This is a genomic window from Salinisphaera sp. LB1 (assembly GCF_003177035.1).
Classification (GTDB): domain Bacteria; phylum Pseudomonadota; class Gammaproteobacteria; order Nevskiales; family Salinisphaeraceae; genus Salinisphaera.
The window spans coordinates 598,539-613,749 of sequence record NZ_CP029488.1 but is presented as its reverse complement, the minus strand read 5'-3'; the positions used below and the strand labels follow the sequence as shown (position 1 = coordinate 613,749).

11 protein-coding genes are annotated in these 15,211 nt (G+C 65.2%); 6 read left to right on the top strand and 5 right to left on the bottom strand.

Features of this window, described 5'->3' with window-relative positions; translation table 11 throughout:
• Positions 1–24: 24 nt before the first annotated feature.
• From SALB1_RS02710 to SALB1_RS02700, 3 genes are all read left to right on the top strand, one after another.
• Positions 25–1,347, top strand: a complete 1,323-nt coding sequence (locus SALB1_RS02710) for an aspartate aminotransferase family protein (protein WP_109992464.1) — start codon at positions 25–27, stop codon at positions 1,345–1,347.
• A 182-nt stretch (positions 1,348–1,529) separates the two neighbouring features.
• On the top strand, positions 1,530–2,654 hold the full coding sequence (gene ald, locus SALB1_RS02705) for an alanine dehydrogenase (RefSeq protein ID WP_109995236.1): 1,125 nt from the start codon (positions 1,530–1,532) through the stop codon (positions 2,652–2,654).
• Positions 2,655–2,677: 23 nt separating this feature from the next.
• Positions 2,678–4,186, top strand: a complete 1,509-nt coding sequence (locus tag SALB1_RS02700) for a CoA-acylating methylmalonate-semialdehyde dehydrogenase (protein ID WP_109992463.1) — start codon at positions 2,678–2,680, stop codon at positions 4,184–4,186.
• Between the two features lie 65 nt (positions 4,187–4,251).
• Here the strand turns inward: SALB1_RS02700 and putA are convergent, their stop codons facing one another.
• On the bottom strand, positions 4,252–7,506 hold the full coding sequence (putA, locus tag SALB1_RS02695) for a bifunctional proline dehydrogenase/L-glutamate gamma-semialdehyde dehydrogenase PutA (protein WP_109992462.1): 3,255 nt from the start codon (positions 7,504–7,506) through the stop codon (positions 4,252–4,254).
• Positions 7,507–7,742: 236 nt separating this feature from the next.
• On the opposite strand from putA, the gene SALB1_RS02690 reads away from it, so the two are divergent.
• Positions 7,743–8,594 (top strand): AraC family transcriptional regulator, encoded by an 852-nt coding sequence (locus SALB1_RS02690; protein WP_109992461.1) that lies wholly within the window; start codon positions 7,743–7,745, stop codon positions 8,592–8,594.
• Here the strand turns inward: SALB1_RS02690 and SALB1_RS02685 are convergent.
• A complete protein-coding gene (locus SALB1_RS02685) occupies positions 8,575–9,435 on the bottom strand; it encodes a MurR/RpiR family transcriptional regulator (RefSeq protein ID WP_199678671.1) in 861 nt (286 codons plus the stop codon). The two genes, SALB1_RS02690 and SALB1_RS02685, sit on opposite strands and share 20 nt — an antisense overlap.
• 219 nt (positions 9,436–9,654) lie before the next feature.
• Between SALB1_RS02685 and SALB1_RS02680 the strand changes: the two genes are divergently transcribed.
• Entirely contained in the window at positions 9,655–10,764 is a 1,110-nt protein-coding gene (locus SALB1_RS02680; protein WP_109992460.1) for a P1 family peptidase, read from the top strand.
• Between the two features lie 72 nt (positions 10,765–10,836).
• Positions 10,837–12,294, top strand: a complete 1,458-nt coding sequence (locus SALB1_RS02675; protein ID WP_109992459.1) for an APC family permease — start codon at positions 10,837–10,839, stop codon at positions 12,292–12,294.
• 215 nt (positions 12,295–12,509) lie between these two features.
• Here SALB1_RS02675 and SALB1_RS02670 read toward each other — a convergent pair whose 3' ends face one another.
• From SALB1_RS02670 to istA, 3 genes are all read right to left on the bottom strand, one after another.
• Entirely contained in the window at positions 12,510–12,740 is a 231-nt protein-coding gene (locus SALB1_RS02670; protein ID WP_109992458.1) for a hypothetical protein, read from the bottom strand.
• Between the two features lie 157 nt (positions 12,741–12,897).
• On the bottom strand, positions 12,898–13,638 hold the full coding sequence (istB, locus tag SALB1_RS02665; RefSeq protein ID WP_109992457.1) for an IS21-like element helper ATPase IstB: 741 nt from the start codon (positions 13,636–13,638) through the stop codon (positions 12,898–12,900).
• The gene (istA, locus tag SALB1_RS02660; protein WP_109992456.1) at positions 13,625–15,148 is read right to left on the bottom strand and encodes an IS21 family transposase; all 1,524 of its coding nucleotides are present in this window, start codon (positions 15,146–15,148) and stop codon (positions 13,625–13,627) included. The genes istB and istA overlap by 14 nt, the downstream gene beginning before the upstream one ends.
• Positions 15,149–15,211: the final 63 nt, after the last annotated feature.

Here is a 15,211-nt window from a genome sequence, read left to right as displayed (position 1 = left end):
ATCGTTCGCCACCCGGAGGTCGTCATGGCCGACATTGCGCAATCGCTGGATTTCGATAGCTACTGGATGCCGTTTTCCGGCAACCGCCAGTTCAAGGCGGACCCGCGCCTGATCGTGGCGGCGGACGGCTGCCACTACACCGATGCCGACGGCCGGCGTATCTTCGACAGCCTGTCCGGGCTGTGGTGTGCCAGTTTCGGCCATGGCCGCGACGAGATCGCTTCGGCGATCGCGAAGACGGCCAAGACCCTCGATTATGCGCCGCCGTTCCAGTATGCCCACCCGATGGCGTTTGAACTGGCCGAGCGGGTCAGGAAGATCGTGCCCGAGGGCCTCGAGCATGTGTTTTTCACCAACTCCGGTTCGGAGTCGGCCGATACCGCGATCAAGATCGCGCGTGCCTACTGGGCCCGCCGCGGTCAGCCGGAAAAGACGCGCCTGATCGGCCGCGAGAAGGGTTACCACGGCGTCAACGTCGGCGGCACCAGCATGGGTGGTATTCCGGGCAACAAGGCGTTTTTCGGCGACATGCTCGCCACGGAACATTTGCCGCATACATTGCTCGAGCGCAATCGCTTCACCCGCGGCGTGCCCGAGTATGGGGCCGAACTGGCGGATACGCTCGAGCAACGTATTCTCGACCACGGTGCCGAAACCGTGGCCGCGGTGATGGTCGAGCCGATGAGCGGCTCGGCCGGTGTGGTCGTCCCGCCGGCCGGCTATCTCAAGCGCCTGCGCGAGATCTGCGATCGCCACGACATCCTGCTGATCTTCGACGAAGTGCTCACCGGTTTCGGCCGGCTTGGGGCCACTTTTGGCGCCGAACTGTTCGGCGTGACGCCCGATATCATGACGCTGGCCAAGAATCTCACCAACGCCGCGGTACCGATGGGGGCGGTGGTTACGAGCGACGCGATCTACGATGCGTTCATGGACGCCGATCTGCCGCCGCACGCGGTCGAACTCGCCCACGGCTATACCTATTCCGCGCATCCGCTGGCCTGCGCGGCCGGCCTCGCGGCGATGGATGTGTTCGAGAACGAGCGCATGGCCGAGCGTGCGGCCGAGCTGGCGCCGTATTTCGAAGACCAGTTGCACGCCCTGCGCGGTGCGCCGCATGTGGTGGATATCCGCAATCTCGGCATGGCCGGCGCGCTGGAGATCGAAACCGCCGGCAACGATCCCACGTATCGGCCCTGGGCCATCGCCAAGGCGGCCTGGGAGCGCGGTATGTATCTGCGCTTTGGCGGCAATACCGTCCAGCTCGGCCCGCCCTTCATCGCCGAACGCGCGGACATCGATTTCATGTGCGAGGTGCTGGACGCGTCGATTCGCAGCGTTGACTAGGGCCTGTTGATTCGCGGATCGACGCCGATTCACACAGATGAGAAAAGCGCTGATCCAGCTGGATCGGTTCATGTTCAACGCCGGGCGTCTTGATACAGCGCGCGAGCCCTGGAAACCGGAAATCTCGCGCTCCCGACGTGGCTGCCAGGCGCCAGTGCGGCACTGAAAAGGAATAACGAATGATGCAAGTGGGTGTACCCAAGGAAATCAAGCCCGCCGAGGCGCGGGTCGGCCTCACGCCGGCCGGAGCGCGCGAACTGATCGGCCACGGCCATCGTGTGTTCATCGAAACCGGCGCCGGTGCGGCGGCCGGTTTTGCCGACGATGCCTACACGGCGCAGGGCGCTGAAATTCTCGACTCGGCCGAGGCAGTATTCGAAACGGCCGACCTGATCGTGAAAGTGAAAGAGCCGCAGCCGGTCGAATACCGGCGCCTGCGCGAAAACCAGATCCTGTTCACCTATCTGCATCTGGCGCCGGACGCCGAGCAGACCCGCGGCCTGATGGATGCCGGCTGTATCGCCATCGCCTATGAAACCGTCACCGGCGTGCACGGCGGCCTGCCGCTGTTGTCGCCGATGAGCGAGGTCGCGGGGCGGTTGTCGGTGCAGGCGGGCGCGGCAGCGCTGGAAAACGTGGCCGGTGGCGCCGGCGTGCTGCTGGGCGGTGTGCCGGGCGTGCCACCGGCGAAGGTGACCGTGGTCGGCGGCGGCGTGGTGGGCACCAACGCGCTGCGCATGGCCACGGGGTTGGGCGCGGATGTGACCGTACTCGACAAATCCATCGATCGGCTGCGTGAACTCGACGACGCCTACGGCAACCGCCTGACCACGCTGTATTCCAACACCGACAATCTGGAACGGGCGATCACCGAGGCCGATCTGGTGATCGGCGCGGTGCTATTGCCGGGGGCGGCCGCGCCCAAGCTCGTCACCCGCGAGATGATCGCTGGCATGCGTCCCGGCAGTGCCGTGGTGGATGTCGCGATCGATCAGGGCGGTTGCTTCGAGACCAGCCGGCCGACCAGCCATGCCGAGCCGACGTACACGGTGGATGATGTCGTGCATTATTGCGTCACCAACATGCCGGGCTGTGTCGCGCGCACGTCGACCTTCGCGCTCACCAATGCGACGCTGCCCTATGTATTGCAGCTCGCCGACAAGGGCTACAAACAGGCACTGACCGACAATCCGCACCTGGCCGCCGGGTTGAACGTGCATCGCGGCGTGGTTACGCACCAAGCGGTGGCGGCCAACCTCGGCCTTGATTACACGCCGGCCGGCGATGTGCTGACCCCGGCCGGCTGATTCATCGTTTTCTGGAGAATCTCATGAGCTCGACAGCTTCGAACTACGGCCATTGGGTGGACGGCAGCCTCGTCATGGCCGCCAGCGACCGCACCTTGCCCGTCCATAATCCCGCCACCGGCGCACTGATCGGTGACCTGCCGCTGGCCGATCAACGCCAGGTCGAGGCCGTCATCGCCGCGGCCGAAGCCGCGCTGCCCGGCTGGGCCGCCACTACGCCCGTGCGCCGGGCGCGGGTGCTGTTCCGCTTCAAGCAGCTGCTCGATGAGCATACCGACGAACTGGCCGCGCTCATCACGCGCGAACACGGCAAGGTGTTCTCGGATGCCAAGGGCGAAGTGGTGCGCGGCATGGAGGTCGTGGAATATGCCTGCGGCGCGCCGGAACTACTCAAGGGCGAGCACAGCCTCAATGTCGGCACCGGCGTGGATTCCTTCTCGCTGCGCCAGCCGGTCGGCGTGGTGGCTGGCATCACTCCGTTCAACTTCCCGGCCATGGTGCCGATGTGGATGTTCCCCATCGCACTGGCCTGTGGCAATACCTTTATCCTGAAGCCCTCGGAAAAAGACCCGGCCACTGCTTTGCGGCTGGCCGAACTGCTGACCGAGGCCGGCCTGCCGGATGGCGTATTCAACGTGGTCAACGGCGACAAGGCCGCGGTCGATACGCTGATCGACGATGAACGCGTGGCCGCACTCAGCTTCGTCGGCTCGACCCCCATCGCCGAATCCATCTATGCCCGCGGGGCGGCCAACGGCAAGCGCGTACAGGCGCTCGGCGGGGCCAAGAACCACGTCATCGTGCTGCCGGATGCCAACATGGACGCCGTGGTCGATGGCCTGATGGGCGCGGCCTACGGCTCGGCCGGCGAGCGCTGCATGGCCGTGTCGGTGGCCGTGCCGGTGGGCGAGGAAACCGCCGATCGCCTGGTCGCCGCCATCGAAAAACGCCTGGCTTCGCTGACCGTCGGCGACGGCCTGGCCGATCCCGAGCCGCAGATGGGCCCGCTGGTCAGCGCCGAACACCGCGACAAAGTGCGCGGCTATGTCGATCTCGGCGTGGAAGAGGGCGCGAAGCTGGTGGTGGACGGCCGTGGCTTTGCGTCGAACGACAATCCGGATGGCTACTATTTTGGCGGCTGCCTGTTCGATCACGTCACGCCCGACATGCGGATCTATAAAGAAGAGATCTTCGGGCCCGTGCTGTCGGTGGTGCGCCAGCAATCGCTGGAGGACGCGATCGCGCTGGTCAATGCGCATGAGTTCGCCAATGGCGTGTGCATCTTCACCAACCACGGCGGCGCGGCGCGCAAGTTCTACGAACAGATTCGCGTCGGCATGGTCGGCGTGAACGTGGCGATCCCGGTGCCGATGGCCTTCCATTCCTTCGGCGGCTGGAAGCGCTCGCGCTTCGGCGTGCTGCATGCCCACGGCCCGGACGGCGTGCGCTTCTACACCCAGCTCAAGACCGTCACCCAGCGCTGGCCGGACGCCCCGGACGACGCCAACGCGTTTGCCATGCCGACGCACTGACGGCGACGGCTGACGCCGGCCACAATCGCGCCGCTCGGGAAACCGAGCGGCGCTTTTTTGCGCCCTTATTCGGCGGCTTCGCTCTCCCGGCTCGTTTCCGCCGGCCGGTTGAAGCGCTGCGGCTCGGGCGTGACGAACACGTGTTCGGCCGGCTCGTCTTCTTCCAGCGACATGAGCGAGGCGTTGCCGCCGGCCGCGGTGGTATCGCGCGAAACCGCCCGCTCGGTGGCGAAACGATGCAGATAATGCGGCCCGCCGGCTTTCGGCCCGGTCCCGGACAGCCCCTCGCCGCCGAACGGATGCACGCCGACCACCGCGCCGATGATGTTGCGGTTGACGTAGGCATTGCCGACCCGCAGGCGCTTGAGCACGCGTTCGACCGTGGTGTCGATCCGGCTGTGGACGCCGAAGGTCAGGCCGTAGCCCAGGCCGTTGATGTCGTCGACCACGCGATCGATTTCGTCGGCCTTGAAGCGGATGATGTGCACGATCGGCCCGAACTGTTCCTCGCCGAGTTGTTTGATCGAGTCCAGCTCGTAGATGCGCGGGGCGATATAGGTGCCGTCGGTGTGCGCCTCGTCGAGTTCGCAACTGTAGTGCGCCTTGAACGTCTGGTCGGCGTATTCGGCGTAGGCCGCCAGATTGCGCCGGGCCTCGGCGTCGATCACCGGGGTGACGTCGGTGCCGAGATGCCAGGGGTCGCCAACCGAGAGTTCGGCCATGGCACCCGAGAGCATCTCAATCAGCGTATCGGCGATGTCGGCCTGCACGTACAGCACGCGCAGGGCAGAACAGCGCTGACCGGCGCTCTGGAACCCGGAGCGGATGATGTCGGCCACGACTTGCTCGATCAGGGCCGAGGAATCCACGATCATCGCGTTCTGCCCGCCGGTTTCGGCGATCAGCGGGATGATCGGGCCGTCGCGCTCGGCCAGCGTGCGGTTGATCTTCTTCGCCGTGGCCAGCGATCCGGTGAACGCGACGCCGGCGATGCGCGAATCGGCGACCAGCTTGGCGCCGATGTCGCCCGCCCCGGGCAGGAAGGCCAGCACGTCGCCGGGGAAACCGGCTTCGTGCATTAGCTCGATGGCCCGCGAACCGACCAGGCAGGTCTGCTCAGCGGGTTTGGCGATCACGGCGTTGCCGGCTGCCAGTGCCGCCGCCACCTGGCCGGAGAAGATCGCCAGTGGGAAGTTCCACGGGCAGATCGCGACGAATACGCCGCGACCATACAGGCCGTAGGTGTTGCGCTCGCCGGTGGGCCCGGGCAGCACCTGATCGACGGCGAACTCGTCCTCCACCTGCACGGCATAGTAGCGACAGAAATCCACCGCCTCGCGCACTTCGGCCACGCCGTCGGCCACGTTCTTGCCGGCCTCGCGGGTACAGATCGCGATCAGTTCGCCCATATGGGCTTCCAGCAGATCGGCATAGCGGCGCAGGCAGGCGGCGCGTTCGGCGGCCGGCGTATCCGACCAGCGCGGGGCGGCCTCGTATGTCGCCGCCAGCGCGGCTTCCACGTCGTCGTCAGCAGCGAGCGCGACATGGCCCACGACCTGGTCGTTGTGGGCCGGGTTGATCACGGCCTCGGCCTGGTTGTTGGCCAGCGCGTCCGATGCGCGCCTGGGCCGCTTGCCGCCGATCAGCGGGCCGGCCTGCCAGTTTCGGCTCGCGGCTTCGGCCATGGTCTCGGACAGCTGCGTCAGCTGGCGCAGGTCGGACAGATCGATGCCGCGGGCATTGGGTCGGCGCTCGCCGTAGAGATCCTGCGGCAGCGGGATGCGCGGATGTCGTACCTGGCCCTGCTCGCGCACCACGCGAACCGGGTCGGCCACGATATCGGCGATCGGCTCGTTCTCGTCGACCAGGCGATTGACGAATGAACTGTTGGCGCCGTTTTCCAGCAGGCGACGGACCAGATAAGCCAGCAGGTCCTCGTGTGCGCCGACCGGGGCGTAGATGCGACAGCGCGGGCGCTTGCCGTTGGCGGCTTTTTCCACGATCTCCGAATACAGATCCTCGCCCATGCCGTGCAGGCGCTGGAACTCGAAGTCGGTCCGGTCGCCGACCAGATGCCGGATATAAGCCAGTGTATGGGCGTTGTGGGTCGCAAACTGGCCGTAGAACACGTCGTCGTGCGCCAGAATGCGACGCGCACAGGCCATGTAGGAGACATCGGTGTTGGCCTTGCGCGTGAACACCGGATAGCCGGCCAGTCCGGCCTCCTGGGCACGCTTGATCTCGGTGTCCCAGTAGGCGCCCTTGACCAGTCGCACCATGATGCGGCGGCGGTGGCGCCGGCCCAGATCGGCGAGCCATTCGATCATGTCGAGCGCGCGCTTCTGGTAGGCCTGAACCGCCAGCCCGAGACCCTGCCAGTCGCCCAACTCGTGGTCGGCGGAAGCCAACTCGAAGATTTCCAGCGACAGATCCAGCCGGTCGGCCTCCTCGGCGTCGATGGTGAGGTTGATGTCGTATTGCGCAGCCAGCCGTGTCAGCTGCTGCAGGCGGGGCAGCAGCTCGTCGATCACACGATCGCGATGGCCGAGCTCATAGCGCGCGTGCAGGGCGGACAGTTTCACCGACACGCCCGGTGCATCCTCCGGTCCGCGCTCGGCGCTGACCTTGCCGCAGGCCTCGATCGCGTGGTGATAGTCGTCGAAATAACGCTGCGCGTCGGCGTCGGTGCGCGCCGCTTCGCCGAGCATGTCGTAGGAATAGGAATAGCCGCGCCGTTCCAGCGACTTGGCGTTGCGCAGCGCCTCTTCGATGGAACGGCCCATGACGAACTGATGCCCCATCACCCGCATCGCCCGGCGCACGGCCGAGCGGATGAATGGCTCGCCGGAGCGGCGCACCATGCGCCGCATGGTGCTGCGGAAATTGCGCTCGGGCAGGTCCTCGCGGCGCAGCATGCGGCCGGAGATCATCAGGCCCCAGGTCGAGGCGTTGACGAACCAGGATTTCGATTCGCCCAGATGCGACTCCCAGTTGGAGCCGCCGATCTTGTCCTCGATCAGCTTGTCGACGGTCTCGGAATCCGGGATGCGCAGCAGGGCCTCGGCCAGGCACATGAGCACCACGCCTTCGGCGCTGGACAACTCGTACTCCTGCATGAAGGCATCGATGCCGCCGCCCTCGGTGGCTTTTTCGCGCACCACCTCGACCAGCCTGGCCGCGTCGGCTTCGATCGCGCTGGCCTCGTCGAGGGCGGCGACATCCAGCAGGCGAGCGACTTGTTCGGCCTCATCCACCCGATAAGTGGCGAGGACGTTCTGATAGCTCGGATCGTCGTAGACTCTGGGTGCTGACCATTGCATTGCGCGACTCCCGTGGTGAAAATTCGGCCTCGTGCCCATCGGCGACGGTACGCATCGTGGTGACGGCCTGCGCGCGCTTCTCTCGGTTCGAAAGTGGCTCGTCGCTGCCGTTGGCCCCGGACGCATAATCCTTTAGCCTAGCGTTCTTGTGGCTGTTCGTGTTGTTCGATTTTGCGCATCGATTGTTCAGTATTACGCGTGTGCGACGTTGAATCCGGCCCCGGATCCACTGTTATATGAACCAGACTCACGCTCGATTGAACCCGATCCGGCGCGGCCACGGCGAACACCGGCACGCCTTCACCCAGCTGCTGTTCGGGCTGGGCGGCGCCGTTCGCTGCGAGATGGCGAGCGCGGAATTCGAAGTATCGACCGGCCGCATCGGCATCGTGCCCTGCCATGCGCGGCACTTCTTTGCCGGTCGCAGCGAGGACAGTCGGCTCCTGGTAGTCGATCTTTTTCTGGACGACGACACCGTGCAGCAGATCCAGACAATCGAGCCGTGCGCCGGGCTGCATGAGCTGTTCGAGGCGCCGCGCGCGTTCGCCATGCCGGCCGAACTCCGGTTGCTGATTGCGTGTGCGGCTTCACAGCTGGTCCAGGTGCCGAACGGTAGCCGGCTGTTGGCGCATCAGTGGGCCACGATGCTGGCGGTACAGGTCTACCAGTTGCTCGCCGATCGGGCCGCCGGGACGACCGATTCGAAACACGAACGCTTTCAAACGCTGGTGGATTCGCGGCTGGCCTCGCCGCCGAGTAACGCCGAATTGCAGCGGCACTTGGGCATGGGGGGTTCGGCGCTCAATCAGTGGTTTCGGTGCCACTATGGCGTGCCGCCGCAACAAGCGGTGCTGGCCCGGCGTCTTAACTGGGCTCGCGATCGGCTGTTGCAGTCCGATCATTCGATTGCACAAATCGCGCACGAGATCGGCTTTGCGGATGCGCCAAGCTTTACGCGGGCGTTCGTGCGCGTGCACGGCACCACGCCAGGTGCGATGCGGCGCCGCCGGGCGAGCGACGGTCCGGTTCGGAGCGGGGTCGAGGCCATTGACCCCACTGCGCAACCGGTTATTTCGTATAGAGCCTGAGGTTCTGCACCCGCGCCCGGTAGGCCTCCATACGCTCGCGCAGATCGGTCTTGTGTTCGGCGGCCACGCAGTGCAACAGCACGTTGAGCGCGCTCGTGAGCCCGCCAGTGGATTCCAGGATCAGGCCGGTCTGGGTCTTCATGCTGACGATATAGGGCGTATCGATATAGCGGGCGATGCCGTATTCATCGCTGAACACCACCAGATCGGTTTCGCTGGCCAGACAATCGTTGGCGAAGGTGATTCCGGCCTTGGCGTAGGGTGTGATATCGATCAGGATCACGCAGCAGCGCGCGTCGCGGCTGTCGATCCACTGGCCCAGCACGCCGCTGTACAGATCGATGAATTCCACGCCGGGGCGCACCAGCGCGAGCCGGTTGGCGAAATCCTCCGCCAGGCCGCGCACGGTCTGAAAGCCGCAGACGAACACGCGCTCGGCCTCGGCCACGCGTGCCACAATGGCCCGCCAGTGGGCGCCGCCGAGTTGCTCGGCGAAATCCTTGAGCGCATTGATCTCGGCGTTGAGATGGCCCATCAGATCCGCGGGCTGGTGCTCGACACGCTCGACCAGCGTGGCGTTGAGCAACGACCGCGAGCGCAGTTCGTCGCGCAGAGCATCCTTGAGCCCGTTCAAGCCCTTGTAGCCGAGTCGCCGTAGAAACCGGCTGACCGTGTTCGGGCTCACGCCGCTCTTCTTCGCGAGGCTCGCGCCGGTCTCGAATGCCAGATTCTCGAGATTCGCCTGCAGCGTCGCATAGAGCGTGCGCTCGGACGGCGATAGGCCGCCTTCCAGTTGGGCCACGCGTTCGGTCAACAGCGACAGTTCCTCGGCATCTGACATTTGTATGGCATCCGAATTGATTATGGTATTTGCATGTCATATGCGTCTAGATTGACAGCCGGATCAGTCGTTGCCTCGCCGATCGATGCAGCGAGTGGCCGTGGTGACCCGTTATGGGCCGTGATCCGCGAGAAGGGCAAGCGTCATGAAGACTCGGTATCTCGATGGGCCGATGGCGATGCCCACCATTCTCGCACTATTGGAACGGAGCTTTTGCGAATGACTCGAATGCGCGCACGTGATCTCGGCCTGCCGTTGGCTGGTGCCACGGGGCCCCACAACGCCATTACCGATGTGCAGGGTGTTCTGGTGGGCTACGAAACCATCGATGGCACGGCGGATAACGGCCGGCCGATCAAGACCGGTGTGACCGCGATCCTGCCCCGCGGCCGGGCACCAACGCCGATGCCGGTCTGGGCAGGTTTTCATGCGCTCAACGGCAATGGCGAGGTGACCGGCACGCACTGGATCGAGCACGGCGGTTACTTCGTCGGCCCGGTGTGCCTGACCAATTCGCACAGCGTGGGCATCGTGCACCACGCGGCGACGCGCTGGATGCTCGATCACTATGCAGTGCACTACGACGCGCACCATCTCTGGGCGATGCCGGTGGTGGCCGAGACCTATGACGGCGTACTCAACGACGTCAATGGCCAGCATGTCGACGCGCAGCACGCCCGCGCCGCACTCGACGCCGCGGCCGGCGGCGCCATTGCCGAGGGCAACGTCGGTGGCGGCAACGGCATGGTCTGCTACGGCTTCAAGGGCGGGACCGGCACCGCCTCGCGTCGGCTGCGCGTGGGCGATAACACCTACACCGTGGGCGTGCTGGTCCAGGCCAATCACGGCAAGCGCGACTGGCTGCAGATCTGCGGCGTGCCGGTCGGCGAAGCGCTCGTGGATGAAAACGAATCGGCCGAACTCAACCGGGAGCGGGGCTCGATCATTGCCGTCGTGGCGACCGATGCGCCCATGCTCCCGCATCAGTTGAAACGGCTGGCCCAGCGCGCCGGGCTCGGCATCGGCCGGGGCGGCAGCCCGGGCGGCAACGATTCCGGCGACATGTTTCTGGCTTTCAGCACGGCGAACGAGAGCCCACTGCCGCAGATGGCATCCGCACACCAGCAGATGCGCTGCGTGAACAACGAATATTTCGACCCCTTCTATATGGCCGTCGTCCAGGCGACTGACGAAGCCGTGCTCAATGCCATGTTCATGGCCGAAGGCGCGACCATGCACAAACCGGCCGGCTGGTGCCCGGCGCTGGATGCCGATCGTCTGGCCCCGCTTCTGAATGCGGCCGGCATCGGGATGAAAACGACTGACTGATTATCCACGGCCGCTCGATCGGGCGGCCGGGATGCTGTTTCGTGAGGGCAAACCAGGAGAGCTCGGATCATCATGACCACTAACAAGACATCGACAACATCCTCGGGCGAGAAGACTCGTCTGTCCGGCCAGCTCGGCACCGCTGGGGTGGTTTTCATGGTGGTGGCCGCGGCTGCGCCGCTCACGGTGGTCAGCGGCAACACGCCGCTGGCGATCGGGTTGGGCAACGGCGCCGCGGCGCCGCTGGGCTTCATCTTTGCATCGCTCGTGCTGCTGATCTTCTCGGTCGGCTTCGTTGCCATGACACCGTACGTCAAGGAAGCGGGCGCCTTTTTCACCTACGTCGGCACCGGGCTCGGGGCGCGCGCCGGACAGGGCACGGCGTTTGTTGCACTGATCACCTATACGGCCATCCAGCTTGGCATCTATGGCTTTTTCGGCTGGGCCGCCAACGACACGGTGGTCGCCATGGGCGGGCCGGCGTTGCCATGGTGGTTGTATGCGGCGGCCTCGTTGATCGCGGTGGCCGCACTCGGCTATCGGCATATCGAGCTGAGCTCGAAAGTGCTCGGCGTCGCGCTGATACTCGAGATCGGCGTCGTGCTGATCATGAACATCGCCATCGTGGCCGAGCCGTCCGGCAGCGCGCTGAGCAGCCTGGCTCATGCGCCGACCGGACCGGCCGGCGCCGGCCCGTTCGGCATCGCCGTGCTGTTCGGCGTGACTGGTTTCATCGGCTTCGAGGCCACCGCGGTGTTCCGCGACGAAGCACGCGATCCGAATCGGACGATCCCCCGTGCGACCTATCTGGCGGTGCTCATCATCGGCGCCTTCTATACCCTGTCGTGCTGGTGTCTGGTGCACGCCTGGGGCGCGGATAGCGTGCGCCAGGTCGCCAATCAGTATCTGGGCAACGGTGGCAACATGGTGCTCGACACCGCGCGTTTTTATACCGGCCACGCGCTGGCCGATCTCATGCAACTGCTGCTGCTCACCAGCCTCATGGCCTGCATCCTGTCGTTCCACAACATCGTGGCGCGCTACCAGTTCGTGCTGGCCAACTTCGGCATCCTGCCCCGCGCGTTCGCTGCCAGCCATCCGCGGCATGGTTCGCCGCATATCTCCTCGCTGGTTCAGACGGGGACCGCCGTGGTCCTGGTTGTCCTGTGCGCGATCAGCGGCGCCAGCCCGCTCGTGGGTGTGTTCGGTTCCATGGCCGGCATCGCTACCGTCGGCATCGTTATGCTCATGCTGCTGACCTCGATAGCCGCGGCCGCCTTCTTTTTCAAGGCGCCGCATCTGGCCCCGTCCCGGGCGATCACCACCCGCTGGATGCCGGTGGCGGCGACCGCACTGCTGGCTTTCATCCTCTACCTCGTGCTGGCCAACTTCACCACCGTGACCGGGCTGGGTGCGGGCATCAGCACACTGCTGGCCATTATCCCCATGGCCGCCTTCGCGATCGGCATGGTCGCGATCAAGCAGACATCGCTCGACAATCTATCGGTGTTGACGCTGGCCGGCGAGTAGCAGCGTTGGATGGGCTGGCTAAAAAAACCATCCGGCTGTTGCCGTCATAGTGCAGCCTGGTGGGGGTTCATCCGGGCACCCGTGAAGCCCGACGAATTCGATACCGGTAAGCTGCAAGCTGGTCGACCCGGATGAACAACCGACCAAAGAGCGCGGCACCGGCGTATGTCCGGTTCTTGGTCGGCACAACACTGTGGGTAACGATGTGGGCCCGTTCATTCTCGAGGATCATCACGCTCGGCGCGTAGCTCGTCCATGAGTTCTTCCACGCCAGCCAGTGTGCCAAGGCCGCGGTATCGATCGTCGGACAAAGCGACGTCGAGTTCCTCCAATGTCAGCGGTTGGCCCGTCGGCGCGGGCGCATGGTGTATCGACTGCGCATTACCTGCACGAACCGCCTGTTCGATGATGTTGGCCGCCTCTTTCGCGACCGCATAGTATTGCAAAAGACCGGTATTCGGCCTGCAGGGTGTTGATGTCCACCGACACGTCTATGGAGATCGCCGGTCCTGACCTCTAACGATCATGGCGTCTGGCGCCACCTGTCAATGGCCAACAGAACTGACCCACTTTTGGCCAACAAAAATGACCCATCCGTGAAGGTCAGCTGAGCGTTTTCTGCTTCAGCCGATAGCTCTCGCCTCCGAGCATGTAGAGATGCGAGTGATGGATGATCCGGTCGATGATCGGCACCGCCACATTGTCGTCGTGGAAGAACTCGCCCCATTGGGTGAAGTCCTTGTTGGTGGTCACGATCAGCGAGCGGTACTCGTAGAACCGGTTGATCAGCTGAAACAGCGCATAGCGCGCCGCCCTGCTCATGGGCAGATAGCCGAGCTCGTCGATCACCAGGGCATCGACCTTGGCCAGTTGCGTCAGCTTTTTCTTCAGTTCGCCTTTCATCTCGGCCAGCTCCAGTTCCTCGACCAGATCCAACGCGTTCTTGAAGCGCACCTTGTAGCCCGCCTCGACCGCGTGCTGGCCGATGCCGATGGCCAGGTGCGTCTTGCCCACGCCCGGCGGGCCGATGAACACCAGATTCTCGCGGTTATCGAGGAAGGCGAAGTCGAGCAAGGCCTTGACCTGGCGCTTGGTGATCGTGGTCTGATGGCGGTAATCGAACGCCTCCAGCCGTTTATCGGCCGGGAACCGCGCCTGGCGTCGGTTAAGCTCGATGCGCCGGGCCTCGCGGCTTGCACGCTCGTGCTCGGCCAGCATGTCGGCGAACATAAGGTACGAGACCTCGTTGGCCTCGGCCTGGCGGAGCAAGTCGGTCAGATCGTCGGCGATGGCGCCCAGACGCAGGCTGCGGTAACGCCCGGTGGTGAGCTCAAGCGTTCCCATGGGTCACCTCCGGCTGGCCGCTGGGGTGGCCCAGTCGGGCGTAGGCGGTCAGATCCAGGGGCGCGGCGTGAACGGCGGCCGGCGCGTTCGCCCCGGGATCTCGGCCGCGTTGTTCGGCGCAACGCGCGGCGTCCAGGCGTTGCTTGAGCCGGCCGGCGGTCAAGCCGTCGCGTTCGACCCACGTCTCGAGTTGACTGAGATCCAGATCGGGCGCGGCCTCGAGCAGGCGCGCCGCGCCGGCCAGTTGATCCCGGGTGTGCCGCGGCATGGTCGCCCGCAGGCGGTCACACAGGCGTTGACCCAGGTCGGCGCCGAGGCGCGCGCGGATCCGGGCCTCGAGATCGGCGGTCTGCGCGGCGTGATCGCGGTAATGATCGGTGTTGCGCTGGACGCGGCCCTTGCCGTGGCACACGGCATGGGTGGCCACGACGTCGCCGCTGTCGAGATCGACGATCTGCAGGTCGGCGCCGGCTTCGGTCACGCCGACCCGCCCGCGTTGGTAGGCCATGGGCACCGAGTACTTGTTGGCGCACCACGAGATCAGGCCCGTCTTGTCGACCTGGCGGTGGGCCGGCCCTGCAGCATCGCGCCCGACGCAAGCCGGCGTCAGATAGGGGCGCAAGTGCGCCTGCTCCTCGGCTTCGAACCGGGCCCGGGGCGGCTGGCCCGTGGTGCCATGAAGGCGCACGTTGGCGACGGTATCGAGCCACTGTTGCAGATGGCCGCGCAGGTCGGCTTCGTCGGCGAAGGTATCGCCATACAGGGCATCCTGCTTGACGTACTTCACTCCGGCCTCGACCTTGCCCTTGCTTTCCGGGTCATAGCCCCGACAGGCCTCGATGCGAAAACCCGCCGTCGTGGCATAGGCGTGAAACGCCGGGTTCACGTCGAGTTCCCGGAACTGCTCGTGGAGTACGACCAGCTTGGTCTGGTCGTACACGCATTCTGCCGGGCAACCGCCGAAATAACGGAACGCTTCGTCGTGCAAGGCGATGAAGTCGGCCGTGTCCAGCGGCTGGAAGCGCACGCCGACGTAAGCCAGGCGGGAGTAGGACAGCACGAACACGACGAAGTACACAGGCCGCGGCTGGCCGCCGATCATCACCTGGCGCAGCTCGCCGGGATCGACCTGGCACTGCACGCCGGGCACCGTGTCCAGCACCGGCGCGTAGTAGCGCGTCTGCACGGTGTTGAGGGTCGTCTTCATCTGCCCGACATAGCGCCGCAGACTGCGATCGGAGACGTCCAGCTCGCCCACCTTGTCTCGTAGCTTGCGGGCGATCTTGACGCTGCTCAGCCGCGGATAGGTCCGCAACAGCCAGGCGATGTAGGGCCGGTGCGCATCGAGCTTCTTGTGACGGCCTCGGTCCGACTGTGCCGCCTCGATCGTGGCCTCGTCGGCGCGGAGATATTTGCGCACGGTGTTGCGCGACACGCCCAGCTCCTGGCCGATGGCCCGGATCGACAGCCCTTGCCCGCCGTCGTATAGCGCCTTGATTTTATGAATCATAACCCAGTCCTTGATCAGTCCGCTCCGGCGTCTCGTTTGCCCGAACGGTAGGTGGACGGTGGC